Source organism: Marinicauda sp. Alg238-R41 (genome assembly GCF_947331485.1).
Lineage (GTDB): Bacteria > Pseudomonadota > Alphaproteobacteria > Caulobacterales > Maricaulaceae > Marinicauda > Marinicauda pacifica.
Window position 1 is genome coordinate 762107 of the sequence record NZ_CAMZOJ010000001.1, and the last position, 26220, is coordinate 788326.

Annotated in this window: 15 protein-coding genes; 8 read left to right on the forward strand and 7 right to left on the reverse strand. The window is 65.9% G+C overall.

From position 1 onward, the window contains the following. Window positions 1-108: 108 nt before the first annotated feature. Window positions 109-2583 (reverse strand): zinc-dependent metalloprotease, encoded by a 2475-nt coding sequence (locus tag PGP17_RS03575; protein WP_270374273.1) that lies wholly within the window; start codon window positions 2581-2583, stop codon window positions 109-111. An 85-nt stretch (window positions 2584-2668) separates the two neighbouring features. After that, a complete protein-coding gene (locus PGP17_RS03580; protein ID WP_135945415.1) occupies window positions 2669-3244 on the reverse strand; it encodes a TetR/AcrR family transcriptional regulator in 576 nt (191 codons plus the stop codon). A gap of 126 nt (window positions 3245-3370) precedes the next feature. Between PGP17_RS03580 and PGP17_RS03585 the strand changes: the two genes are divergently transcribed. From PGP17_RS03585 to PGP17_RS03595, 3 genes are read left to right on the forward strand one after another with little or no spacing between them, the layout of a single operon-like run. Further along, entirely contained in the window at window positions 3371-4561 is a 1191-nt protein-coding gene (locus PGP17_RS03585) for an efflux RND transporter periplasmic adaptor subunit (protein ID WP_270374274.1), read from the forward strand. A 59-nt stretch (window positions 4562-4620) separates the two neighbouring features. Then, the gene (locus PGP17_RS03590; protein ID WP_270374275.1) at window positions 4621-7851 is read left to right on the forward strand and encodes an efflux RND transporter permease subunit; all 3231 of its coding nucleotides are present in this window, start codon (window positions 4621-4623) and stop codon (window positions 7849-7851) included. Continuing rightward, window positions 7848-9269: a TolC family protein gene (locus PGP17_RS03595; RefSeq protein ID WP_270374276.1), complete on the forward strand. Its 1422-nt coding sequence runs from the start codon at window positions 7848-7850 to the stop codon at window positions 9267-9269. The genes PGP17_RS03590 and PGP17_RS03595 overlap by 4 nt, the downstream gene beginning before the upstream one ends. A gap of 81 nt (window positions 9270-9350) precedes the next feature. Here the strand turns inward: PGP17_RS03595 and PGP17_RS03600 are convergent, their stop codons facing one another. Continuing rightward, complete coding sequence (locus PGP17_RS03600) at window positions 9351-11120, reverse strand: methyl-accepting chemotaxis protein (protein WP_270374277.1); 1770 nt, start codon at window positions 11118-11120, stop codon at window positions 9351-9353. Window positions 11121-11688: 568 nt separating this feature from the next. Here PGP17_RS03600 and PGP17_RS03605 point away from each other — a divergent pair. Beyond that, window positions 11689-12831, forward strand: coding sequence for a sensor histidine kinase (locus PGP17_RS03605; RefSeq protein WP_270374278.1), 1143 nt, complete (start codon window positions 11689-11691; stop codon window positions 12829-12831). A 68-nt stretch (window positions 12832-12899) separates the two neighbouring features. Here PGP17_RS03605 and PGP17_RS03610 read toward each other — a convergent pair whose 3' ends face one another. The 3 genes from PGP17_RS03610 to PGP17_RS03620 form a co-directional block, all read right to left on the reverse strand. After that, on the reverse strand, window positions 12900-14534 hold the full coding sequence (locus PGP17_RS03610; RefSeq protein ID WP_270374279.1) for an AMP-binding protein: 1635 nt from the start codon (window positions 14532-14534) through the stop codon (window positions 12900-12902). Continuing rightward, complete coding sequence (locus PGP17_RS03615) at window positions 14531-16177, reverse strand: carboxylesterase/lipase family protein (protein WP_270374280.1); 1647 nt, start codon at window positions 16175-16177, stop codon at window positions 14531-14533. The genes PGP17_RS03610 and PGP17_RS03615 overlap by 4 nt, the downstream gene beginning before the upstream one ends. 140 nt (window positions 16178-16317) lie before the next feature. Further along, window positions 16318-18603 (reverse strand): TonB-dependent receptor, encoded by a 2286-nt coding sequence (locus PGP17_RS03620; RefSeq protein ID WP_270374281.1) that lies wholly within the window; start codon window positions 18601-18603, stop codon window positions 16318-16320. A 292-nt stretch (window positions 18604-18895) separates the two neighbouring features. Here PGP17_RS03620 and PGP17_RS03625 point away from each other — a divergent pair, with 292 nt between their 5' ends. The 4 genes from PGP17_RS03625 to PGP17_RS03640 all read left to right on the forward strand — a co-directional run bounded on the left by PGP17_RS03625 (window position 18896) and on the right by PGP17_RS03640 (window position 24491). Continuing rightward, window positions 18896-19582 carry a TetR/AcrR family transcriptional regulator gene (locus tag PGP17_RS03625; RefSeq protein ID WP_135945405.1) on the forward strand — a complete coding sequence of 229 codons (687 nt, stop codon included), beginning with the start codon at window positions 18896-18898 and terminating at the stop codon, window positions 19580-19582. Between the two features lie 187 nt (window positions 19583-19769). Continuing rightward, complete coding sequence (locus tag PGP17_RS03630) at window positions 19770-21437, forward strand: MFS transporter (RefSeq protein WP_270374282.1); 1668 nt, start codon at window positions 19770-19772, stop codon at window positions 21435-21437. Further along, a complete protein-coding gene (locus PGP17_RS03635) occupies window positions 21430-22761 on the forward strand; it encodes a hypothetical protein (protein ID WP_270374283.1) in 1332 nt (443 codons plus the stop codon). The genes PGP17_RS03630 and PGP17_RS03635 overlap by 8 nt, the downstream gene beginning before the upstream one ends. A gap of 8 nt (window positions 22762-22769) precedes the next feature. Then, entirely contained in the window at window positions 22770-24491 is a 1722-nt protein-coding gene (locus PGP17_RS03640; RefSeq protein ID WP_270374284.1) for a carboxylesterase/lipase family protein, read from the forward strand. Here PGP17_RS03640 and PGP17_RS03645 read toward each other — a convergent pair. Then, on the reverse strand, window positions 24488-26083 hold the full coding sequence (locus PGP17_RS03645; protein WP_135945401.1) for an ABC-F family ATP-binding cassette domain-containing protein: 1596 nt from the start codon (window positions 26081-26083) through the stop codon (window positions 24488-24490). The two genes, PGP17_RS03640 and PGP17_RS03645, sit on opposite strands and share 4 nt — an antisense overlap. Between the last annotated feature and the right edge of the window lie 137 nt (window positions 26084-26220).

Consider the following 26220-nt stretch of genomic DNA (forward strand, 5'->3'; position numbering starts at 1 on the left):
TTGGTTCTATGAGAGTGATAGGCGGTGTCTATGGCTGCTCTTGTCCCAGACAAAAGGCGGGCGCCGCGTTCGCGGGCCCGCCTTTCTCGTCCAGCCTGACGGCCAGTGTCAGTGCTGCAGGATGTCCGCGCTGTCGCAGTGGAAGCAGGACTGGGCGCCGATCGGGCTTCCCGGAGGAATATCCGTGGCCGGCACGGTGACGGTACGGCCTTCGTCGATGGCGGTCAGGCCGGACTCGATCATCGCGGTCAGCGCCAGGCGCTGGGAGGACCGGCCCGGGCCGCGCCGGTCCAGCGCGTCTTCCAGGCGGGTGAGCCGGCTGCGCGCCAGTGCGGCTGCCATCGGCGTGTCGGAGGCTGCGGTGCGAAGAAGCCCGGCGACGTATTCGCGCTGCACCGCTTCGCGCACGGGGACGAGCCGGCCGGCTTCTCCGCGCGGGACTTCGAACAGGACCGCTTCGACGTCATCGAACACATCTTCTGCAGAAAGCTGGCCCGGATCGCGGGCCGCTTGCCCATCCATGCGCGCAATCCGCGCCGGGTCGAGCATGGCCGTCAGGGTGATCCGCGCCGCCGCGGCCGCAGCGTCGGCCCGGCTGAAGGCCGGATATTGGCCGCTCTCGAACTGCTCGCGCCGCTCGATCGGATCGTAGTCGGAAAAGGGGGAGGGCACGAGCAGGCCAAGCGTGTCATCGGAAATATCCAGCCGCTCCGGGTCAAGGGTCAGCAGAAGGGCGTCGAGCGCCCCGCGCTGGGCCTCGGCCGGAAACGGTGTCATCGCTCCGGCGCCGGAACCGGCCAGCGCATAGGCGAAATTCACTCCGCCCAGAGCCTTGGCCACTGCCTCCACCTGGTAGCGGTGGTAGAGATAGATGGGCGGAAACACGTCTCGCAGCGCACTCAGCGGCTGGCCTGCGTCGATCCGGTCGCGTCCAAAGCGGGCGAGTGCGGCCTCGCGCACGCGCAGCGTCTCGCGCAGCATCGCGGCCGGGTCGGATCCGTTGTCCCACAGATTGGCATAGGGATGGCCGGCGCTGTTGCTGCGCGCATGGGCGTCCGAGATGAACAGAAGCCCGGCCTCGTCGGCGCGGTCCAGCGCGTCCTGCGGCCCCCGGGCGCTTTGCGGATCGGCATAGAGCCAGGTGATCGCCAGCCTGTCCCATTCGCCGATGCCGGTATCGTAAGCCTGGCTCGTATCGAACCGGCCTGCCTCGTCGAGCGTGATCAGCGGAGCGGGATAATCCATCACCGAGGCCCGGTCGTTCACGCTGGCGGCAAAATTGTGCATCAGTCCGAGCGTATGGCCGATTTCGTGCGCGGAAAGCTGGCGCACTCGGTCCAGGGCCAGCTCCAGCGGGTCGTCGGCTTGGCCCGTGCCGGTCGCGGCGCGGCCCAGCAGGCCTTCGAAGATCATCCGGTCCTGGCGCACGCGCTGGCTGCCCAGAATGACATGGCCCTTCAGGATCTCGCCGGTCCTGGGGTCGTAGACCGAGGCGCCGTAGGACCAGCCGCGCGTCTGGCGGTGAACCCACTGGATCACGTTGTATCGCGCGTCGAGCGGATGGACCCCCTCGGGCAGAAGCTCGACCCGGAATGCGTCCTCGAATCCGGCATCGGCGAACGCATCCGCCCACCAGTTGCCACCCTCGATCAGTGCGTCGCGGATGATTGGCGGCGCGCCCCGGCCGACATAATAGACGATCGGCTCCGTCACCGGGCCCGACGATGCGTCCGGATCGGCACGCTCGAGCCGGTGGCGCATCGCGAAGCCCTGCCGGATCGGCGCGTCGAGCGGAGCCGCCATGTCGTAAACCGCCATTTCGAACGCGCCCGAACGTGGATCGGCCAGGCGCGGCGTATAGCCAGGCTCGGGCAGGGCGAGGAAGGAATGGTGCACGGTCAGGGTCACGTCGTGCGGGGATGGGGCGGTCGCCGCCACCTCGGGTCCCGGTTCGCCGGCGCTCAGTGTCAGCAGGGCGTCGATCTCGATATTGCGCGGGAAGGCAAGGGCGCTTTCGAACAGCGCCGTACTCCGGGCGGCATCGATCGAAAATTCGCCCTGACCAGTGTCAGACAGCTGTTGCGCCGCACCGATCGGGTCGCGTTCGAGAAACCCGGACAGGTCGATCAGCACCCGCCCGTCCTGCTCTGCCACGATATCGGTTCGCCAGACGATGGAGCGGGCGAACGAATCGCGCGTCGCCGCGGCTTCGTCCGGGCCCGCGCCGATCGCGCGGTAGAGCGTGTTCTCGAACTCGGCAAAGATAGCGTCGCCGACCCGGGTAAAAGCAAGGATTGACGAGCCGGTCCCCAGGCCCCGGTCCAGACCGACCGGGTTCGACCCCAGCCCGGAGGTCAGGCGCGCCGTGTAGATGACACGGTCCAGCGTGCCGTCTTCGTCCTCGCTCAGCTCGGCCAGGATGCGCCCCTCGTCGGCATCGACATAGAGCGGGATCAACCCGTCTTGGCGCTCAAGTTCGGCAATCTCGTTTTCGAAGCTCGTAGCCGTGTCGTCCTGGGCCCGGGCCGCGGATGCTGCGAACGCGATCCAGAATCCGGCCAATACCAATGCGATGCGTGCCATGCCGCTCCCCCTCGCCTGCAAGTCTCAGACTTGTCTAATCACACCACGCTAGCGGCGGCTCGCGGCCGGGAAAAGGCCTGCGGGATTAAAAAGGCTTCAGGCTGTCTTCCAGCATGGCGGCGATACGCTCGATCAGCGCTTCGCGCGGCACCGCGGAAAGGCGGTCGTCACCGTTCAGCGTCCGGCTGACCGCCAGCCCGAGGCAGGTGGTGCCGAACAGCTGGGCGCGCAGTTCGGCATGGGGCCCGCCGATCAGTTCGGCGACCGGATCGTGAAAGCGCTTCTTGATCGAGGCGCGCACCATATCCCCGGCCGTGGTGGACGAGGCGGAATTCAGCATGATCATCAGATCAAGGATTTTGGAGTCCTTCTTCGCGTTATCCAGCAGCATTTCGGCGGCACGGCGCGCCAGGCCCTCGCGCCCGGCCTCGAACATGTCCATCTTGCTTTCGGCCGATCCCAGAACGGTCGCGAACAATTCTTCCTTCGAGCCGAAATAGCGGCAGATCAACGCGGAATCGACGCCGGCGCTCGCCGCGATGTCCCGGATTCCGACATTATCGTAATTGTCGCGCGCGAATTTCGCGCGTGCGCTTTCCAGAATCCGCGTCCTCGTCGCAGTCGAGTTACGGGTCCGAGTGGTCTGGCTTTCGGCGTTCATCACAAAATGTCCATTATCTTGTCATCAGCCGTTGACAACGCTGTGTCAGAGGAGCAGATGTGTCATCCGCCGATGACATTCACAAAAAAACACTAAACGGTTTTCATTTGAAAGGTAGTCCTCCCCATGCCTTTTCGTACAGTTGCGATGTTCGCGCTCCTCGCCGTGAGCGCGCTGATTTCCGCGTGCACACAGGGAAATGCTGCGTCTGAACAGGCGCCTCCCGCACCGACCGTTCAGGTCTCGGAGCCCGTTCAACGCGAGATCGCGGACTGGGACGAGTTCACTGGGCGCTTTGAGTCGCCTCAGCAAGTGGGCATCCGCGCTCGCGTGAGCGGGTATCTGGAAGAGGTCCATGTCGAGGATGGGGCGACCGTCGAAGCCGGTCAGCTCCTCTTCACGCTCGACCAGCGGCCCTATGAGGCAGCCTATGCGGCCGCTCAGGGCCGCGCCGAACAGGCCCGCGCCCAGCTTCAGCAGGCGCGCGCGGACCTCGGCCGTGCAGAGCAGTTGCGGGAGGCCGATGCCATTTCGCAGGAAGAGCTCGAGCAGGCCCGTACCGCATCGATTACGGCCCGTGCGGCGCTGGCCGCGGCACAGGCCGACGCCGATGCTGCCGCACTGGATCTGGAGTATACGCAGATCCGCTCGCCGATCGCTGGCCAGCTGTCCGCGCGTCAGGCCGATCCCGGCGATCTGGTTCAGGGCGGGCTTGCTTCGGGCGAGCCGCTGATCACGGTCGTTCAGACCGACCCGCTCCATTTCCCGTTCTATGCCTCGGAATCGATCTTCCTGCGCTACCAGCGCCAGGAGGGTACGGGTCTGGGTGCGCCGGTCGAGGTTCGGCTGCAGGACGAGTCCGAATTCAGCCTGTCAGGCGAGATCGGCTTCGTGGACAACGCCGTCCAGCCGGGCACGGGCGCGATCTTGATGCGGGCCGAGTTCGATAATGAGAACGGTTTGATCCGGCCCGGAATGCTGGGCACGATACGGGTACGCGGCTCCAGTCCGTACCAGGCCATGCTCGTTCCGCGCACCGCGATCTCCAGCGATGCGACCCGCCGCTTCGTCTTCGTGGTGGATACAGAAGGGGTGGCCAATTCCAAGCCCGTGACCCTGGGTGCGGTGGTCTCCAATCTTCAGGTGGTCCACGGCCTCTCCCCGGACGACCGTGTGGTTGTCGGCGGGCTTCAGGGGCTGCGGCCCGGCACGCCCGTCCAAGTCCAGCCCGGCGAGATCGCCCTGCAATCTGCGTCCACCGCAGAGCGTTCGAACCTTCAGCCGCGACCGGCAGGAAGTGCCCGCGTCGTCGACTGACGGCACGCCGCCTGCCTGCTTTCGCCGTTTTCATGATTTCATGACCGGAAAGACCGCTCATGCGCTTTACGCATTTCTTTATCGAACGGCCGATCTTCTCCCTGGTGATCGCCGTCTTCATCACGCTGATGGGCGCGTTCGCCTACCCCTCGCTCCCTCTGTCGCAATACCCCGAGATCGCGCCGCCGACCATTTCGGTCCAGGCGAGCTATCCCGGCGCGACCGCTGAAGATCTCGCCGAGCAGGTTGCCGCACCGCTTGAACAGGAAATCAATGGCGTGGAGGGGATGATCTACCTCACCTCCTCGGCCACCGAGTCCGGTCAGGTCGCCATCACCGTGACGTTCGCGCCGGGCACCGATCTGGATACCGCCCAGGTGCTGGTCCAGAACCGGGTCAATCGCGCCGAGCCGCGCCTGCCCGAACAGGTCCGCCAGCGCGGCGTTCAGGTAAACCAGGAATCCGGCGGCTTCCTGCTCATCGTCGCCCTGACCTCGACGGACGGCTCGCTGGATACCGCCTTCCTCGGCAATTACGCCAGCTCGACCATGCGCGATCAGCTGCTGCGCATCGAGGGTGTCGGCAATGTGCAGGTCTTTGGCGGCGGCAATTATTCGATGCGCGTCTGGATCGATCCCGACCGGGCCGCGGCCAACGACATGACCGCCGGCGACGTGATTGCCGCCTTGCGCAGTCAGAACATCCAGGCGGCGGCCGGCAGTATCGGCCAGCCACCCTTCGACCAGGTCGATGCGCCCGAGTTTCAGCAGGCCATCCAGGTCCAGGGCCGCCTGATCGAGCCGGACGAATTCGGCGATGTCGTCGTGAAGCGCGGCGAGGACGGCCAGATCACGCGCCTGCGCGATGTCGCCCGGATCGAGCTGGGCGCCGAGGATCACACGATCAGCGGCTATTTCGGCGGCGAGCCCGGGGTTGGCATGGCCATCATCCAGCAACCCGGCGCCAACGCCCTGAATGCGGCAAGTGCGGTGCTCGATGAGGTCGAACGCGCCTCGGCCGATTTCCCCGCCGGCATGGGCTACATGATCCCCTACAACCCGACGGAGTTCGTCGCGGCTTCGGTGGAGTCCGTCCAGCGCACGCTGATCGAGGCGGTCTTCCTCGTCGTGCTCGTGATCGTCATCTTCCTGCAGAACTGGCGCGCGGCCTTCATCCCGATCATCGCCATTCCGGTCTCGATCGTCGGCGTGTTCGCGGTCCAGCTCGCACTTGGATTCTCCATCAATTCGCTGTCTCTCTTCGCCCTTGTTCTGGCCGTCGGCATCGTCGTCGACGACGCCATCATCGTGGTGGAAAACGCCGAGCGCCTGATCCGTGAGGGCCATTCGCCCCGCAAAGCCGCTCACAAATCGATGAGCGAGGTCAGCGGTGCGCTGGTAGCCATGACGCTCGTGCTGGTGTCGGTCTTCGTGCCGACTGCCTTCGTGGCCGGCATTCCTGGCATTTTCTACCGGCAGTTCGCCGTGGCGATCTCGACCGCCGCGATCATCTCGCTCGTGATCTCGCTGACACTCTCGCCGGCCCTGTGCGCCCTTCTGCTCAAGCCGCACACGCAAAGCTCGACCGGGCCGCGCTGGCTCGCGCCGCTCCGTTTCGGGGCGCGCAAGTTCAACGAGGGGTTCGACTGGCTGTCCAATGCCTATGGCCGCCTTACCGCGCGCCTGGTGCGCATGGTCGTGATCATGCTCGTGGCCTATGCCGGCCTTCTGGCCATCACCGGCTGGCGCCTGACCGACACGCCGACCGGCTTCATTCCCGAGCAGGATCAGGGCTTCCTGATCGGCGTGATCCAGCTGCCGCCCGGTGCGTCCCTCGACCGGACGGACACTGTCATTCGTGCCGCCCAGGACACCCTGCTCCAGACCGAAGGCGTGAGCACGACGGCGGCCTTTGCCGGACTGGACGGGGCCAGCTTCTCGCCGGCGTCGAACGCGGGCACGATCTTCATTCGTCTCGATCCGTTCGAGGAGCGGGAAGGCAATCACGCCCTGTCGGCCACAGCCCTGAGCGGTCAGCTGACCGGCACGATCAACCAGGCGATTCCCGAAGGCGGAGCCTTCATCATCGCGCCCCCGCCCGTCCAGGGCCTGGGCAATGGCGGCGGCTTCAAGATGATGATCCAGGGCCTGGAGGGGCAGAGCTTTGCCGAGCTTCAGGGCGCCGCCTACGCGATGATGGGCGCGGCCGGGCAGAATCCGAACGTGACCCAGGTCTTCACCACCTTCAACACCAACTCTCCGCGCATTCGCGTCGATGTCGACCGCAACCGGGCCTTCCAGCTCGGCGTGGAGCCAGCCGATGTCTACGAGACGCTGGGCGCCTATATGGGCTCGTCCTACGTCAACGACTTCAACTATCAGGGCCGGACCTCGCGCGTCATCGCCCAGGCCGACGCGGAATACCGTGACGATGCGGAGGACATCGCCCAGCTTCGCGTGCGGTCGGCGACCGGCGCCATGGTTCCGATTTCCGCCATTGCCGACATCGTCCAGGATTCCGGGCCGATCCGGGTTGTGCGCCACAACCTCTTCCCCGCGATCGAGCTTCAGGGCTCGACCCCGGCAGGCGTTTCGACAGGCCAGGCTCTGGCCGCGATGGAGGCGATGGCCGATCAGGTCCTGCCGCCGGGCATCGGCTATGAATGGACCGAGATCGCCTATCAGCAGAAGGCAGCCGGCAATTCGGGCCTGCTCATCTTCGCCATGGCCGTGGTCTTCGTCTTCCTGGTCCTGGCCGCCCAGTACGAGGCCTTCACCCTGCCGTGGGCGGTGATCTTCATCGTGCCCATGTGCGTGCTCGCCGCGATGCTCGGGATCAACCTTCTCGGGCTGGACAACAACATCCTGACCCAGGTCGGCCTCGTCGTGCTGATCGCGCTTGCTGCAAAGAACGCCATTCTTCTGGTCGAGTTCGCCAAGCAGGCCGAGGAGCGCAACCGGCAAGGCCCGCACCAGGCCGCCGTGGAAGGGGCCCGCATCCGCTTGCGGCCCATCCTGATGACCTCGTTCGCCTTCATCCTGGGCGTCACGCCGCTCGCCTTCGCCCACGGGGCGGGCGCGGAAATGCGCGAGGCAATCGGTGTCGCGGTCTTCTCCGGCATGCTCGGCGTGACCTTCTTCGGCCTCATCTTCACCCCGGTCTTCTACGTCATCGGGCGCTGGATCTCCGACCGCCTTCCCAGGCCCGCCGAGGCGCCGGGCGAGGATCATGGGGACGAAACCGGCGCCCCCTCGAACCCGTCCGCGTCCACGCAAGGAGGACAGTCATGACCCTGCGTTTAATCCTCCTCGCCGCCGCATCGGCGGTTACGCTCTCGGGCTGCCTGACCGCGCCCGAGCCGCCGCAGAGCGAGCTGTCCCTCGCGCAGAGTGCACCCCTGGTCAGCGCGGACGGGTCGCGCTTTGTCGAGGCCGAGCCGGTCGAGCTGTGGTGGCAGCTTTATGAGAGCGAGGCGCTCGACACGCTGGTACGCACTGCGCTGGAGCGCAACCGCACGCTGGCCGAGGTCTCGGCCGAACTCGAACAGGTTCGTGCCAGCCTGGGTGAAGCGCGATCGGCCCGTCTGCCGTCGACGACGACCAGTGCCGAGGCCGGGTATGCGCGGCAGCCGGTCGAGCCTTCAGGCTATGTGGAGGGCGACCGGTACAGCGTCGGCTTCGACACACGCTGGCAGCTCGACCTGTTCGGACGCGTGCGCAACGCCGTCGCCGCCGCGCGCCAGGACGTGCTCGCCGCCGAGGCCGCCTACGATGCGGCGGCTATTCTAGTGGCTGGCGAGACGGCCCGCGCCTGGGCGGACTATTGCGCCAGCGACCGTCTGGTCGCGGTGGCCCGGAATAATGTCGAGATCGCCGGCCGGTCGCTGGATCTGACCGAGCGTCTCTACGATGCCGGGCGCGGCCTGCGTCTTGATGTCGTCCAGGCGCAGAGCCGTCTTGAAACCGCGCGTGCCGATCTGCCCTCCTTCCGGGCCTCGCGGGATTCCGCCGTCTTCCGGTTGGCCACCTTGACCGGGCGGACCCCGGCGCAGATGCAGGCCGAGATTCCCGAATGCGAGGGTGTTCCGCGCCTGGAGGGGCCGATTGCGGTCGGCGATGCCGCAAGCCTGCTGGCCCGTCGGCCCGATGTGCGCCAGGCCGAGCATGCGCTCGAAGGCGCGGCGGCGCGTGTCGGCGTCGCGACGGCGGAACTCTACCCCTCCGTCTCCCTCGGTGGCTCAATTGCCAGCACCGCGCTGGACGCCGGTAATCTGGGCAATGACGACACGCTGACGATTTCGGCCGGCCCGCTGATCTCGTGGAGCTTTCCCAACATCGCCGCGACCCGGGCCCGCATCCGTCAGGCCGAGGCCGGCGCCGATGCCGCACTGGCCCGCTTCGACCAGAGCGTGCTCAACGCGCTGCAGGAGACCGAAACGGCCCTGACGCGCTACGCTGCCGAACGCGAGCGGCGAAACTCGCTCGAGGTCGCGCGCGACGCTGCGGCCGAAGCGGCCCGACTGTCGCGCATCCGCTACGAGGCCGGGGCGGAGAGCTTCCTGACCGTGCTGGATAGCGAGCGCACGTTTGCTGATGCGCAGACCGCGCTCGCCCGGTCCGACGCGACCGCAGCCAGCGCCGAGGTGGATGTCTTCATCGCGCTCGGCGGAGCCTGGCCGCGTACGCGCGACGCAGACAGCGAGCGCTAGCTCGACAGCAAAAAGGCGCGCGAGGCTCCGATGCCCCGCGCGCCTTGTGCCTGCCGGCATCTGGATTGACGGCCGAGACGATCAGGCGGCCCTCAGTCCCGGTTTCTTCAGCGGGAGGATATCGGCGCCTCGATCCTCATCCTCGCCGGTGTCATCGTCATCCTTTTGCGCTTCGCGCAGGAAGTCGGCGATCTGGTTGCGGATGCCCGAGGACCGCTCGGCGACGCTCTGCGCCGTGGCGCTGACCTGAGTGGCGGCACTGGAGGTGGATTCCGACGCTTCGGTCAGTCCCGAAATCGAGGCCGAGACCGCCTCTGATCCGGATGCGGCTTCGTTGACATTGCGGCTGATCTCGGTCGTTGCAGCGACTTGTTCTTCGGCCGCAGCGGCGACGGCCGTGGAGACCTCGTTGACCTCGGCAACCACCGTGTCGATCTCGCGGACCGCCTCGGCGGCCTCCGCGGTGCGGTTCTGGATGTCGGCAATCTTGGCCGTTACCTCGCCGGTCGCCTTCTCGGTCTGTTCGGCGAGCAGGCGCACTTCACTTGCAACCACGGCAAAGCCCTTGCCGGCCTCTCCGGCGCGGGCCGCCTCGATTGTGGCGTTCAGCGCCAGCAGCTTGGTCTGCTCGGTGACCGTGGAGATGAGGTCGAGTACGGCGCCGATCTCGCTCGACGAGGTTTCAAGATCGGAGATGCCCGCCATGGCCTCGGCGACCTTCTTCGCCGCCCGGTCTGCAATCTGGGACGTACGCCCGATCTGGTGGCCCACTTCCTTGATCGAGCTGGTCAACTCCTCCGTGGCCGAGGCGACCATCTGGATGTTCGAGCTGGTCTGCTCGGTAGACGCGGAGACGCTGGCACTCTCGCTGGCCGTCTGTTCGGCGGTTGCGGCCATGGAGCTGGCTGTGGCGCGCAATTCCTCCGAAGCGGACGCCAGCGCGGCCACGCTTTCACCGATCTGATCCTCGAATTCGGCGGTCAGTTTTTCCAGGGCCTCGGCCTGTTCCAGCTTGCGGCGGGACTCCCGCTCGCGCCGGGCACGCAGTCTGGCCTGTTCGCGCATATTGGCCTGGAAAATCTCCAGGGCGCTGTTCAGGGCCCCGACCTCGTCCTTGCGATCGGTCTCGGAGATCGCGGTGTCCAGATCGCCTCCCGCGAGGGCCTGGACCCGGCCAATCGCTCGTTTGAGCGGCTGGGCCACGGCCTGGCGCCCGATCAGTGCCCCGATGACCAGGCCCCCAATCACGGCGGCCATTGCGCCGAGGATCAGTGTGATGCGGGTGGTGTCGGCCAGGGCGGCGGCTGCCTCGCTCTCGGTCGTCGCACGCGTATCGAACGCTGCAATCAGGCTAACCACCTCTTCGCGCAGGCTGGCGGCATTGGCGCGCGAGGTGCGGGCTAGAGCGATCAGCTCCTGTTCGGCGCCGGTCCGGTCGATCGAAGTGATCGCATCTGCGGCTGTCACCACCGCTTCCAGCGAGCCGCGATAGGTGTCCAGCTGCCGCTCGATGGAGGTGAGCCGGGCATCGATCTCGTCGGAGGACATGGCGCGTAGCGCATCAAGATTGGCGACCAGCGCTGATCGCGTGGCGGCGATATCCTGCTCGATTTCGCCGGAGCGTGCGGGGTCGGCGGCCAGGCGAAATTCGGCCCGGCTCAGCTCCAGAACATGCTTCTCCAGCTCTGCGCCCAGCAGTGCGGCATCGCCGGCGGCATCGACCTCATCGACGGCGTGACGCAATGCAGTCGCGCCATAAACACCCAGCCCGCCAAGCGCAGCGGCGCCCGCGCTCATCAAGGCTACGATGACGAGAACCTTGCCCATCACCGGTAAATTGGAAAGCTGCATCCTCGTATCTCCTGAATGATATATACAGTCAGTGAACATATTTACGCGACGGGTTAAGGCGGCATTACGCGCTTGAATAAAATATGCCATTTCGTCTCGAGTTATGCCGATTATGCGTGTCGAGGGTTTGACCGCCGCGGCTCGAAGAGGGCGGGCGAGCGGGCGCAACCCTGAAGGGGGGGGGTGAAACGAAACGCCTTCCCGGGGAGTTGTTCTGGCCAGTTGCCCCGGCGCGCAATGGACCGGCGAACATGGCGCTTCACGATTGGCGTGTGCTCGAGGTTGCCACCTTCTTCGGCCAGGTCAGGCAAGACGCGGCGACCTCGCCCGGGAGATGGTGGAGGCGGGCCTGACCTCGTTTCGTGCTTGTTCACCGTCAGCGGTAGCTGCCGGCGGATCGAACCCCCTGAGGATCGCCCTCATCGTGCGTCTTGTCTGGAGCCGCGGCCGAGCGTGACTTGCGCTCTTGCCTGGCCGCTCTTCCGGAACCGGCGAGCCGGTCGCAAGTTCGATGCTGTCACACGCAGCACCACGGCATTTCGGGCCGCTCCTGAAAGGGGGAATGGACATGATGAGCCACGATGACATGATCAGGCGCCAACGCGTGCTGGCTGAGTTCGGCGAGTTCGCGGTGGCCTGTGACGATCTCTACGAGGTCCTGGACAAGGCCTGCCGCCTCATATCCGAGGCGCTCGATGCCCCGCTGGCCAAGATCGTCGAGATCGAGCACAGCAATGGTTCGGCGCGCGTCGTGGCCGGTGTCGGCTGGCAAGACGGCGTGGTTGGCGAGGCGACCGTCTCGCTGTCCGACCGCTCTTCAGAAAGCTATGCGATCGAGCACGCCGCGCCTCTGGTGACGCGGGATATTGCCCATGAAACCCGCTTCGTCTTCCCCCACTTCCTGGAGAAGGCGGGCGTCGTCGCCATGGTCAACATTCCAATCTTTCTGCCGGGAAAAAAGCCCTACGGCCTGTTGCAAGTCGACGATACGCGCCCGCGTAATTTCGACGACGTCGACATCGAGTGCCTGAAAACCTACGGCGCAATCCTGGGCCCTGTGATCGACCGCTTGCACAAGGCTCATTCCCTGCGCGACGCCCTCGACAGGAACCGCCGGTTGATGAGCGAGCTGCAGCACAGGGTAAAGAATAATCTGGCAACGCTCGCCGCGCTCGTGCGCGTTCGCGAGCGCCAGACCGACAGCCAGGCTGCCCGGGACGAACTGCGTTTCGTGGCCGACCGGATGGATACGCTGCATCTCGTCCATGAGCGTCTCTATTCCAGCGGAGAGATCGACCGGATCGAGCTTGGCGGTTATCTTCAGAAGCTCCTGGAAAACCTGCTTCAGCTGCAGCGCGACGACGGCAAATCGGTGACCTCGGAGATCGAGGTGGAGGAGGTGGACGTTGCCGCCGACCTCGCGACCCCGCTGGGGCTGATCGTCAACGAGTTCGTCACCAACAGTTTCAAGTACGCCTTCAATGACCGGGCCGGTAGGTTGAACCTGAGCCTGAGCCGGGTCGATGACGGGCATGTCGAGGTCGTTCTCACCGATAATGGCCCGGGCTTGCAAAAGGCGATGAACGCCACGCCGGTATCGGGCACGGGCATGTCTCTCATCGAAGGTCTGGCGCAACAGCTTGGCGCCACCCCGGACTGGGAATGCGACGCCGAGGGCGCCTGCCTTCGCCTGATCATTCCTCTGCAATGAGACGCGGCGCCGAAGGGAGGAGAGGGCGCTCTCCGGGCTGGCACCGCTCTCATTGCGGACGTTTCAGGTCAGGGCAGGGCGCGTTGCCTGGGGGTCGTGCTCCCGGCCTCGCGTGCCTGGCCATGTTCGGCCCTCAGCCGCACCTTGTCGATCTTGCCGGTCGGCCCGACCGGCATGTCGCGCAGGCGCACGACCTCGTCGGGAATTGACCAGGAGGCGACCTGTCCGCGCAGCGGAGCCAGCAGCGCCTCATCGCTGAGGCCGCTCGCCTTGATCAGCTCGACTAGAAGGACGGGCCGCTCACCCCATTTGGGATCGGGCCGCCCGATTACGGCGGCCTGCGACACATCCGGCAGGGCCGAGACGAGCGCCTCGATCTCGGACGGATTGATCCATTCCCCGCCCGACTTGATGAGGTCCTTGGACCGCCCGGTAATGTAGAGATTGCCGTGAGAGTCGATGCGGGCGAGATCGCCGGTATCAAACCAGCCATCCTCGTCGGTGGCCGGCTCGCTCTGCCCGAAATAGCGTTCGATCACGGCGGAGCCGCGCACGCGCAGATGACCCTCGCCGTCACGCTGATCGGGCAGAGCGCGCCCGTCCGCATCGGTCAGGAGCAGGTCGATTCCGATGGCTGGACGGCCTGAGCTGGCCGCATCGCGATGCGGATCCGCGGGCGCCGCCGCCGTGCCCAGCGGGGAGAGTTCGGTCATGCCCCATGTGGTCTGCACGACCGCCCCGAGACGGCGTTCGAGCCGGTCCATCAGGGCCGGCGCCATCGGTGCGCCCCCGACCATCACGCGCTCCAGCGAGGGGACGTCCTCGCCGGTCTGTTCGAGATGTTCGACCAGGCCGAGCCAGACGGTGGGAACGCCCACGGCCATCGTGACCTGTTCTGAACGGATGAGGCGGGCCAGGCTCGCCCCGTCCGCTGCGCGTCCCGGCAGGACGAGCTTTGCGCCGACAGCAGGCGCGGCAAAGGGAAGGCCCCACGCATTGGCGTGAAACATGGGCACCACGGTCAGGACCGCGTCGGTCGAGACGATGCCCATCACCTCGGCCTGCAACTGGCGCAGCGTATGAAGATAGCAGGCGCGATGGGTGTAGGTGACGCCTTTCGGGTCGCCGGTCGTGCCCGAGGTGAAGCACAGGCCGGAGGGTGAGGATTCGTCGAAATCGCCCCACGCCACCTCTTCGCCGGCTTCGGCGATGACCTGGTCCAGGCTGTCGATCGACAGGTCCGGGCGATCCTCGCTCCGGTCCGGCGGCGCGCCGTCCATGACGAGAAGCTGGGACACCGATTGTGCACCCGCCAGGACCATCTGGGCCAGCGGCGCAAGATCGGCGCTCACGATGAGAATGCGGGCGCCCGACTGGTCCAGCATCGAGGCGAGCCGGGAGGCCGTCAGCCGGGGGTTGAGCGTGTGACAGACCGCGCCCATGCCCATGATGGCGTACCAGGCCTCGACATGGGCCTGGGTATTCCAGGCGAGCGTCGCGACCCGGTCGCCGAAGCGCACGCCGCGGCCGGCCAGACCGGCCGAAAGGCGCCTGGCGCGCTCTCTGAGGGCGCCATATCCGGTCCGGCTGCTCACGCCGCCCTCGCCCGCCGTCACGACTTGCGCATCGGGGTGCCATTTGGCGGCGTGGTCGAGGAAGCGGTTCAGGGTCAGCGCATAATGCTGCATGCTGCCGTCGGTCATGAGCAGTCTGCCACCGGCGCGGGCAGGGGCGGCGCGATGACGCCGACATTCCAGTGCCACCCGATATCGGCCGCCCGGCGGCGGCACATTACCGCCTCGTGCAGTTCGAACATGCCGGGCAGCAGATCGGTCCGGCCGCCGCGCGGGGCGTCGTCAAAGAGCATGTAGGCCTCATTCTCGCTATAGGGCGGCCAGGCCGGCTGGCCTTCGGCGGCAGGGTGTCCGTCGCGTGCGAACGACACCCAGTAATCGGTCATCGCATCGGCCAGGGCGCGCTCGTCCGGCGTGTCCGGCGGCGCGGGCCAGTGCTCGGAAAGGCGGTCGAGATTGTCGAACATGTAGGGCAGCTCGCTCGCATGGAAGGCGTGCAGCCCCATCTCCTCGGCGGCCGGGTAGCCGTGGTGATAGTAGTAGTAGGCGGCCTGGCCGATCTCAGACTGATCGCGCGCGAGGCGTTCGGCCGACCAGCCATACATGGCGTCCCGCGTCGTCGCGAGCATGCTTTCCTCGATATCGCTCGGCGGATAGTGCGCCAGGGCGGTTTCGGCCAGCTCGCCATAACCGCGCCGGATCGCGGCCTCATAGGCCTCCTCGTCGGCGGGCGGGGGCGGCATGAGCCGGCGCAGGGAGCGGATTTCTCCCGCGTTGAATCCGGCGATCACCGGGACCGGCGCCTGTTCGCCCCGGTCGAATATCGTCACGATCTGATCGGGCAGCACCACGCCGTCCACGGTGCCGGACGCCAGATATCCGGCGCGCCCGGCCGCCTCGACCAGGGCCTCCGCGTCCATCGCGCGCAGATCTGCAACATCCTCCGCACCCAGCGCCTGGGCCAGGGCCGCGCCCGCGGTCTCCGCGGCCGGCGCTCCGAAACGCGCCTCGCTCAGGGCCGGCGTGGAGATTGTATAGGTGCTCTGCGCAATCGCCTTGTCGAACAGTCCGCGCGCCAGCGGGGAGGCCATCAGATAGGTGACGCTGAGCGCGCCGGCCGATTCCCCTGCGATCGTGACATTCTGCGCGTCGCCGCCGAACGCCGCGATATTGTCTTCCACCCATTCAAGCGCCGCGATCTGGTCGAGCAGGCCGTAATTGCCGGACACACCGTCCGGCGACTCGGCGCTCAGCTCGGGATGGGCCAGATATCCGAGCACGCCAAGGCGATAGTTGATGGAGACGAACACCACGCCGCGCTCGGCATAGGACGCGCCGTCATAGAGGCCCAGGCTGTTCGCGCCGCGTACCAGGGCGCCTCCGTGAATCCAGACGACGACGGGCGCACCGCTCGCCTCGGCCGGGGCCCAGATGTTGAGGTTCAGGCAGTCCTCGCCCAGGCGCGGCAGCGTGTCGGTGTAGATGCTCTGCGACACCCAGCCCGGCTGCATGCAGCCGGGGCCGAACTCCGTCGCGTCATAGGCCTCGTCCCAGGCCGGCATCGCGGTCGGCGGGGCCCAGCGTGCCTCGCCGACCGGGGGTGCGGCGAACGGTATGCCCTTGAAAATCTCCAGCCCGTCCTGCGTGACGCCCCTGACGGGGCCGGCCGGAGCCTCGACGAGCACATGGCCTGAGTCGGATGCGCCCGCACAGGCAGAGCCGAGACAAGCCAGGCCGACCGCGGCACTGGCGCTGCGCAAGAGGCGTATCATGGATGCTTCCTTCGGTTCGTGCCTCGCGGCGGTGCTTTGCTCTGGCCCCCGCCAGGCCGGTCCGTCCAGCCGCTTCGGGAGCGCGGCAGTCGCCGGGACGGACCGGCTTGGCGGGAGAGTGTGATACCAGCGGGCATGGATCAGTAGCGGTAGTTGAGACGGATACCCACGGTGCGCGGGCGCAACGTGCTGGATCGCGCATCCGCAAAGGCTTCCGGGTGGGCGTAGATCAGAGAATCGTCGTCGAACGCGTTCTCGACATAGACCGTGGCAGTCAGGTGATCGCCAAAGAATGCGCCGAGCGTGCCGTTCACGCTCTGATAGGACTCGGTGGGAGAGTAGGTCGGCGCCGGTACACCCGGCCGCCCCGGCACGTAGGGGAACTGGTTGGGGAAGCCGTCGACGTGGCGCGCGTTGATCGAGGTGAAGCCCTGAACGGTCGGCGAAAGCGCCCACGTATAGTTCAGATAGATCGAGCCCTGGAATTCGGGGAAAGCAAGCTGCACGCCTTCAACGGCCCCGGAAATTGCGGCTTCCTGAGCGGTCAGGTCGTCAACCTCGCTGTCGTTGAATGACGCGTTAAGACCCAGATTGAGGCCTTCGAACAGGGTTGCATCGACCTCGAACTCAAGGCCCTGGCTGGTCGCGCCGCCGATATTGGTGGCGAACTGGACGGAGTCCGAAACGCGGTTGGCCTGGACCTGGATATTGCTCCATTCGATGTAATAGGCCGCGATATTCGCCCTCAGCCTGCCGTCGAACCAGTTGCCCTTCACGCCGATCTCGTAATTTTCCAGCTCGTCGGATGAGGCCCCGTCCGGGATCACGATGTCGGTGGGATCCACGGTGCTCGCGAGGCCGCCGCGTGCGTTGACCACCGGCGCGCGAAAGCCGGTCGAATAGGTGGCGTACACGGTCATGTTGTCGACCGGGCGGTAGGAGGCGCTGAACTTGTAGGACGGCCCCTCCTCGGTACCCTCCTCGCCGGTGGCTGCAACGTTGGGCGTGACGGTCAGCGGGCCGGAATAGCCGGTCAGTGCTGCGGTCAGATAGTTGCTGGTATAGCCGCTTCCTTCGGCAAAGCCCTGAACATCGAGGGCGCCGTAGCGCAGCCCACCCGTGAGCCAGAAATTGTCCGAGAAGCGGTAGGTCAGCTCGCCGAAGGCCGCCAGTTCGTGCGAGATGGCATGGGTACTGCTGCGCGAGTAGTATTCGTCAGGAAGCCCGGTCAGCCCGCGTGCATCCAGGAAGTCCTGCGACGAGCGATAGTTGAAATCGACGTCGCGGCGCTTGTAGTAATAGAATGCGCCGGCGACCCAGTCGAACCGTCCGCCCTCTGCTGAGACCAGCCGCATTTCCTGCACGAACGCATCGTCATAGGCCAGCGCGTCGAGTGCGAAGGGCACGGCGCCGCCGAACGTGGCGTCCAGATCGATGATGAATTTTTGGTCGTAGAGCGAGTAGGTGGTCGAACTCGTCAGATTGGCGAAGCCGAAATCATAGTCCAGCGTCGCGTTGTAGGAATCCAGATAGCCGGCGTAAATGTCCGGGCGCCGCGTGCGCCGCGTATCGCGGTCGTCACCAAGATTGGGGTTGATGAGCTGGGAATCCTCCGGCTCGCTCGTCTCGTGCAGCGCCATGAAACGTAGCGAGAGCTCGTCGGTCGGCTCCCACTGGAGGATCGCCCGGCCGCCATAGGCCTCCAGCGTGTTGGCATTCTCCACGCCTGTCCCGATATTCTCGACCCAGCCTTCCTCGTCGCGGTAGAATCCCACGACTCGCAGTGCCAGCTTGTCCTCGACGATCGGCACGTTGACCATGCCGTTATAGCGCTGGCGGAAGGAATCGCCCTCCGTTATGCCGAAATCGACCAGCGTTTCAGCATCGAAATCGTTGAGATCCGGGCTCTTGGTCAGGATGCGGACGGCGCCGGCGAGCGAGCCTGATCCAAACAGCGTGCCTTGCGGGCCGCGCAGGAATTCGACGCGGTCCACATCGAACAGCGTGGAATCGAGCTGGGTGGAGTTGCCGTTGGCCGAGATCGGCAGCTCGTCGATATACACCGCCACGGTATTTTGAAGATTCGCGCCGTAGCCGTTGGTTGCGATTCCGCGCACCGAGAAGGTGTTGAAGTTGGCGGTCGGCTTGTTGAGCACCGCACCGGGGGTTTCGAGGGCCAGGCCCTCATACCCGACAATCCCCTTGATCGTGAGCTCTTCTTGAGAAAACGCCGTGACGCTGATCGGGATATCCTGGACATTCATTTCACGGCGGGTGGCGGTCACGACGATGACATCGCTCTGGCCCGTGCGGGCTTGATTGGGAGTGGTGTCGGCTGACGGCTCCGGGGCCTCTTGGGCTAGAACCGGGCATGGCAAAGCGGCAAGTGCGATCACAGACGCGGTCGCGCGCAGTATGGTCTTCATAGCTATTTCCTCCCCTGGGTGGCCGGTCTATGCCGACCTGATCGTTATGAGGAAAGCCTACGCACAAAAGATATTAACTGACAAGCGTGTGAATAAGATTCTAGGTAATTTATTGTTTCGCGCTTGCGGGCTCGCACCGGAAGGTCTTGCGACAGGTGTCTCTACAGGGCTTGAATGAATTGTGCGGTGCGGCGCAAGCTCTGGCAAAGCCGGTTGTGCGGTGCGTCGTCAACGCTCTATGACAAGGCTAATACCCTGACACCGAGAGGTGAAGACCAGGAAAGGATTGATCTTGGCGGCAGAGTCCAAACCTCAGCGAAAGCGTCAGACGAAGGCGGAAAAGCGCGCCGAGACCATCGAGCAGATTCTCGATGTGGCCGAGTATCTGTTCTCTCGTCACGGCCTGTATGGCGTTACGTTGAAGGATGTCGCCAAGGGCGTCGGCGTTCATCACACGCTGCTGAACTACTATTTCGCCGACAAGCAGGAGCTCTTCGACGCCGTGTTCGCGCGGCGCGCCGCGGTTACCAGCGAGCGCCGGATGAAGGCGCTCGACGCTTACGACAAGGCGTCTGGAGGCAAGCCCACCGTCGAGGGTGCGCTGCGCGCCTTTCTGGATACCGATCTGGATCTCTATATCGAAGGCGGGGATGGCTGGCGCAATTACGGCGCGCTGAGCGCCCAGATCGCCAATACCCCGCAATGGGGCGCGGAGATGATGGACCAGCATTTCGACCCGGTCGTGCTGCGCCTCATCGAGATTCTTGGCAAGGCGCTCCCGGACGCGTCGAAAGAAGACATCTTCTGGGGCTATCATTTCGTCAGCGGGGCCCTGATGGTCACCCTCGCGCGGACCGGCCGTATCGACAAGCTGTCCGGCGGCTTGTGCAAGTCCGACGACTACGCCGCGGTGAAGGCGCGCATGGCCCGGTTCATGGCCGGCGGCCTTAAGACGATCTGCGATAACCGGCCCGAATAGCGGTCTCGATAAATCTGAAACTCCACGCCTTGCGGCTTGGCTTGCGGTGCGGTTTATGTATTAACTCACGTGTGAGCGAATGAAATCCGGCGCGGGGAGGAGGGTTGCTCGTCCCGCGCCGTCTTATACGAGCCGAATGCCGGCGACAGACCGGCAATGGCTCCCGACACAGGGGAGGGACAGGCCCATGGCCGCCGACGACACGCAGGCGCCAGCCGCGCACAAATTCAGTTCGAACGACGTCAAGGTCATCGCGGCCTCGTCACTCGGTACCATGTTCGAATGGTACGACTTCTATCTGTACGGCCTGCTGGCCGGGTATATCTCCGTCAAATTCTTCTCCGGTGTCAACGAGACGACCGCCTTCATCCTGGCGCTGGCCGCGTTTGCGGCGGGCTTCGCTATCCGGCCGCTCGGCTCGATCGTCTTCGGGCGCGTGGGCGACATGGTGGGCCGGAAGAACACATTCCTGGTCACGATGGGACTGATGGGCCTGTCGACCTTCGCGGTCGGCTTCCTGCCTAGCTATGATGCCATCGGGATTACCGCCCCGATCATTCTCGTCGCCCTCCGCCTGCTTCAGGGCCTCGCGGTGGGCGGGGAATATGGGGGCGCGGCGACCTACGTGGCCGAGCACGCCCCCCTGGGCAAGCGGGGCTTCTTTACCAGCTTCATCCAGACCACCGCCACGATCGGCCTGTTCATCGCGCTGCTCTTCGTGATCGGCCTGCGCGCCATTCTCGGAGAGGAGGCTTTTTCCGACTGGGGCTGGCGCCTGCCCTTCCTGCTCTCGATCTTCCTGCTGGTGATCTCGCTCTGGATCCGGTTCCAGCTCGCGGAAAGCCCGACCTTCCAGAAGATGAAAGACGAAGGCACCACGTCCAAAGCGCCGCTGGCTGAAGCCTTCGGGCGCTGGTCAAACCTTAAGCTGATCCTGATCGCCCTTTTCGGCGGCGTCGCCGGTCAGGCGGTGATCGGCTATACCGGCCAGTTCTACACGCTCTTCTACCTGGAGCGGATCGCAGACGTCGATCCGGCGACCTCCAACATCCTGCTGGTGATTGCACTGATCATCGCGACGCCGACCTTCGTCTTCTTCGGCTGGCTCAGCGACAAGATCGGCCGCAAGAAGATCATCATGACCGCCTGCATTCTGGCCGCACTGACCCTGTTTCCCCTGTTCAAGGCGTTGACCCATGCGGCCAATCCCGAGCTGGCCCAGGCGGTTCGGGAGGCCCCGGTCACGGTGACTGCGGCTCCGGGCGAATGCTCGATCCAGTTCGACCCGATCGGCCGGAACACGTTCGACAGCAGCAGCTGCGACATTGCCAAAGCGTATCTCGCGCGCAACGGCATCAACTACGCCAATGCTGAAGCACCGGCCGGCACGCTCGCCACTGTGACGATCAGCGATCGGGTCATCACCGCGCCCGACCCGGCCGCGCTTGGCGAGGCGGAGCTAGCCGCGCAGATCGACGCGTTCCGGCAGGAGGTCGGAGCGGAGCTCGTTGCCGCCGGCTATCCCGACGAGGCCGACCCGGCCAAGATCAACCGGCCACTCGTCATCGCGATCATCGTGGCCATCATGTTGATGGTCACCGCGGCCTATGCGCCGCTCGCGGCCATGCTCGTCGAGCTGTTTCCGGCCCGCATCCGCTACACGTCCATGTCGCTGCCCTATCATATCGGCAATGGCTGGTTCGGTGGATTTTTGCCCACGGTGGCCTTCGCGATGGTCGCTGCGACCGGTAACATCCATTTCGGGCTCTGGTATCCGGTGCTGATCGCGGCGATGACGGCGATTGTCGGACTCCTCTTCCTGCCCGAGACGTTCCGGAGGAATATCGATGAGTGATCGGGCCGACACCTTCCACAGCGGAGCCGGCACGACGCGGCGCAACTTCCTGGCCGCCTCGGCGGCCGCGCCCATCATCGCTGCTGCCGGTACGTCCCGCGCCGCTGCGCAGGGGAACGAGGGCAGCCGGGCCGCCGAGGATCTCCAACGCTATATCGCGTTCGGAAACAAGCAATCGGGCGGGCCGGGGGATGACGCCTGCGGCGCCTGGCTGGAGGCCGAGCTGGCCCAGGCCGGCTTCCAGACGGAACGCCAGTATTTCTCGGCGCCCTGGTTTGAAAGCGTCCGCGCAGAGCTCAGCGACGGCACGGCGCGAGCGTCCGTCTGGCCTCAGCCCATCGTACAGACGACGCCCGCCGAAGGAGTGACGGCGCCCATCGTGCGCGTGGATGCGCAGGGTCTGGCGCAGCGGCCGCTGGACGGCGCGATCGCGCTCGTCGATCTGTCCCACGCGCGCTGGTCGTCGATGTTCTGGCCCGGGGTCGCCACGCCGGTCGGGCGGGCCTTCGAGGGCGGGGCGCTGGCCTGCGTCATCGTCACGAACGGGCCGACCGGAAAGATCATCGCGCTCAATACCGATGGCCGCGAGCCGCTTTATCCCAACCCAGTCGCCTTGCTGGCTCCCGAAGATGCCGCGCCCTTCCTGGCCGCCGCGATCGACGGGCGCGACGTCACGCTGACCGTGACCGGCGAGGGTGGCCGGCGGCGCGCGTTCAACCTGGCCGGACGGCTCGACCGCGGGCGGGGCCGCTGGCTGGTCGTGTCCACGCCGCGCTCGGGCTGGTTTACCTGCGCGGGCGAGCGCGGGGGCGGGATTGCCGCATGGCTCCACCTGGCGCGCTGGGCCGTGCGCGCGGCGCCTGAGTACGATCTCGCCTTTGTCTGCAATAGCGGCCACGAATACCAGTATCTGGGCGCGGAGGAATTGCTGCACTCGGTTGCCCCGTCTCCGGAGGAGACCGCGTTCTGGCTCCATCTGGGAGCCAACCTAGCCGCGCGCGATTGGCACGAAGCCGTTGGCGGGTTGATGCCGCTGCCCGGCACCGATTCGCAGCGCTATCTCGTGGTCAGCCCGCCCCTGCTGCCTGCGGCCCGGGAGGAATTTGCCGGTCTGTCCGGGCTGGAGGGCCCTTACTCCAGCGAGACGCTCTCGGCCGGCGAGCTGAGCAATGTGATCGAGGCCGGCTACGCGCCGGTTGCCGGCGTTTTCGGCGTCCATCGCTTCCACCATGTGGCCGAGGACGATGCGCGCTGTGTTTCCGGGGATGCCGTGTCCGAGACGACGGCCGCGTTTCAGCGGCTGGTCGAACGTGTTCTGATCTGAGGCCTGCCATGCTGGACCGACCTGCCGAAATCCGCCCGGTGCTGACCCTGACCTGCGCGGTTCTTCTGATGTCTCTGACCGGATGCGCCCGCGCGCCCGGCAGCGAGGTGCAGGCCGCTAACCCCGATCTGGAAGCCCCGACCTCGGAAACCCCGGTCTCGGAGACCCCTGTCGTGGAGATCGCGCAGGGCCGTCTTGAAGGGGTCAGGCGCGAGGGGCTGACTGTCTTCAAGGGAATTGCGTATGCGGCGTCGCCTGTGGGCGATCTGCGCTGGCGCGAGCCCGGACCGGCCCCGGCCTGGGACGGAACGCGCACTGCGGACGCTTTCGGTCCGGCCTGCATCCAGCCGGCCATTCCTCCCACCAGCCTCTATTCCGATCCGCCTCACGCCACGTCTGAAGATTGCCTCACACTCAATGTCTGGGCGCCCGCCCGCGCCCAGGAGGCGCCGGTCATCGTCTGGATTCATGGCGGCTCGCTGCGCATCGGAGGCAGCGCCCAGCCAATGTATGACGGGGCGGCGCTCGCCCAGCGCGGCGTCGTGCTGGTGTCGATCAACTACCGTCTCGGCGTACTGGGCTGGCTTGCCCACCCGGAACTCACCGCAGAGTCGCCTCGCCAGGCCTCGGGCAATTACGGACTGCTCGACCAGATCGCAGCCTTGCGCTGGGTGCAGGAGAATATCGAGGCGTTCGGCGGCGACCCGGACAATGTCACCATCATGGGGGAATCTGCAGGGGCGCTCAGCGTGACCTATCTGATGACCAGTCCGCTGGCTTCCGGCCTTTTTGACAAGGCGATTGCGCAAAGCCCGAATATCCGCGCCGTGCCCGAGCTGTCCCGGCCCGCATTCGGCTTGCCTTCTGCTGAGGCCATCGGACAGCACCTGGGCGAGGCGCTGGACGCGCCCACGCTCGAGGATCTGCGCGCCATGGGCGCCCAGGCGCTGGTCGATGCGTCCACCCGGCAGCGCTTCATCAGCCAGGGCACGATCGATGGCTGGTCCCTGCCGGTCCAGGTTCTCGATGCGCTGGAAGAGGGCCGCCAGGCCCGGGTTCCGCTTCTGGCCGGGTTCAACAGCGGCGAACTGCGCTCGCAGCGTGCCCTGCTGCCGCCCATTCCCGAAAGCGCAACCGCCTATGAAGAGACGATCCGGTGCGGTTACGGCGATCTTGCCGACGACTTCCTGCGCCTCTATCCGGCCAGCGACCTGCACCAGTCCACCCTGGATACCTTCCGCGATGCCATCTATGGCTGGGCGGTAGAGCGCCTGGTCGCCGAGCAGTCGCGCGACGGCCTGCCGGCCTATCTCTATATCTTCGATCATTGCAGCGATGCGGCCCGGGCCCGCGATCTCTGCGCCTTCCACGCCAGCGACCTGCCTTACGTGTTCGGCCAGGTGCGCGAGGATGCCGCGCTTGCGCCGAACTGGCCCGCGCCGGACGGCGAGGGCGCGCGCGCCCTGTCTGCGTCCATGATCGACTACTGGGTCTCTTTCGCGGCCAGCGGCTCGCCTGAAAGCGACGGCGCTGCCGCCTGGCGGCCCTATTCCGAGGACGAAGCCTATCTTCGCTTCGGCGACCGACCGCTGGCCGGCACCGATCCGGTATCCGGCATGTTCGAATTGCAGAACGAATGGGTGCGCCGCCGGCGTGAAGCCGGAGCGCAATGGTTCATCGATGTCGGCGTAAATGCGGATCCGGCCTGCGCCGCGCGGGACGGAGGCTAGGCGCTTACCTGCCGCTTGTCTGCCTGCAGGACGAGCTTCCTGTAATCGTTGAGGTCCCCGTCATAGCGCGAGGCGCGTCCGTCCTTGACCAGCCAGAGCTGGTCGGCGGTCCCCTCGGCCAGGTAGACGTCGTGGGTGATCAGCACGACGGCGCCATTATAGTCGTTCAGCGCGTAGATCAGCGCTTCCCGGCTGTCGATATCCAGGTGCGAAGTCGGTTCGTCCAGGATCAGGATGTGGGGTTTCTCCATTGCCATCAGGCCCAGCAGCAGCCGGACTTTCTCGCCGCCGGACAGCTTCTCGATATTGGTCTCGACCTTCTCGTGCGCGAACCCCATCGCGGCGGCGGCGGCGCGCTGTTTCGACACCGGCGCGCCGTCGGGCAGGGCATCGCGGACATGGTCGAGCACCGTCTCGCCGGGCCTCAGCTCATCCATCTGGTCCTGCGAAAAATAGCCGATGCGCAGCGAGCGCGGCGCCGTACGCTCGCCCGAAATCAGCGTCAGGCGTTCGGCGATGGACTTGACCAGCGTCGTCTTGCCCTGGCCGTTGGCACCGACGATCGCGATGCGGTCTTCCGGGTCCAGGCGCAGATCGACACCCGACAGGATCACCGCGTCCTCGCCATACCCGACCGAAGCGTCGCGCAGCTGGAGCAAAGGCGGGGAGAGCTTGTCGGTCGAGGTCGGGAAGGAGAACGGGGTCGTGCGCTCCTCGAGCGGAACCGTGATCTCCGTCATCTTCTCGAGCATCTTCACGCGCGACTGGGCCTGGCTGGCCTTGGACGCCTTGGCGCGGAAACGGTCGATGAAGGCCTGCAAGTGCGCCCTGTCGGCGTCCTGCTTGGCGCGCTGGCTCTCCAGCAGCGCCGTCTTGGCCGCGCGCAGTTTCAGCCAGGCGTCATAGCCGCCGGGCGAGATGGAGAGCTGCTTGTGCTCCAGCGCCATGGTGTGGGTCACGCACCGGTTCAGCATCTCGCGGTCGTGCGACACCACGATCACGGTGTGCGGGTATTTCTTCAGATAGCTTTCCAGCCAGGCCGCCCCCTCCAGGTCGAGATAGTTGGTCGGCTCGTCCAGCAGCAACAGGTCGGGTTCGGAGAACAATACGCCCGCAATGGCGGCGCGCATGCGCCAGCCGCCGGAAAATTCGCGCGTCGGGCGGTACAGATCGCCATCGCTGAAGCCCAGCCCCATCAGCACGTCGGCGGCGCGCGCCTCGGCCGACCAGGCATCGATATCGGCCAGCCGCATGTGGATCTCCGCGATCCGGTCGGGGTCGAGCGCGGTCTCGGCTTCCTGCATCAGGGCGTGGCGTTCGAGGTCGGTGGCCAGGACCACGTCCAGGATCGTCTCGTCGGAGGGTTCGACTTCCTGCGCGACCCAGCCCATGCGCGCGCCCTTGTTCAGGCGGATCGCCGAATCCGGGGAGGGTTGCTCGATCTCCTCGCGGATCAGCTTCAGCAAGGTCGACTTGCCCGTACCGTTGCGGCCGACCAGGCCGACTTTCCAGCCGCTGGAAACCTGCGCGGAGGCGTTCTCGAACAGAGAGCGCGCGCCGATGCGATAGTCGAGATTTGAGATCGTGAGCATGGGGTGCGGTTTAACCGACCCAGCGCGCGGCGCAATGGCCGGACACCGGGCCCGCGCACCTGCCACATAATCTTCATGCGGCTGGCGTGATCCCGGCCGCAAGACAAGCGCCTGCGTGCCGGAGTGCCGTTCTTTCT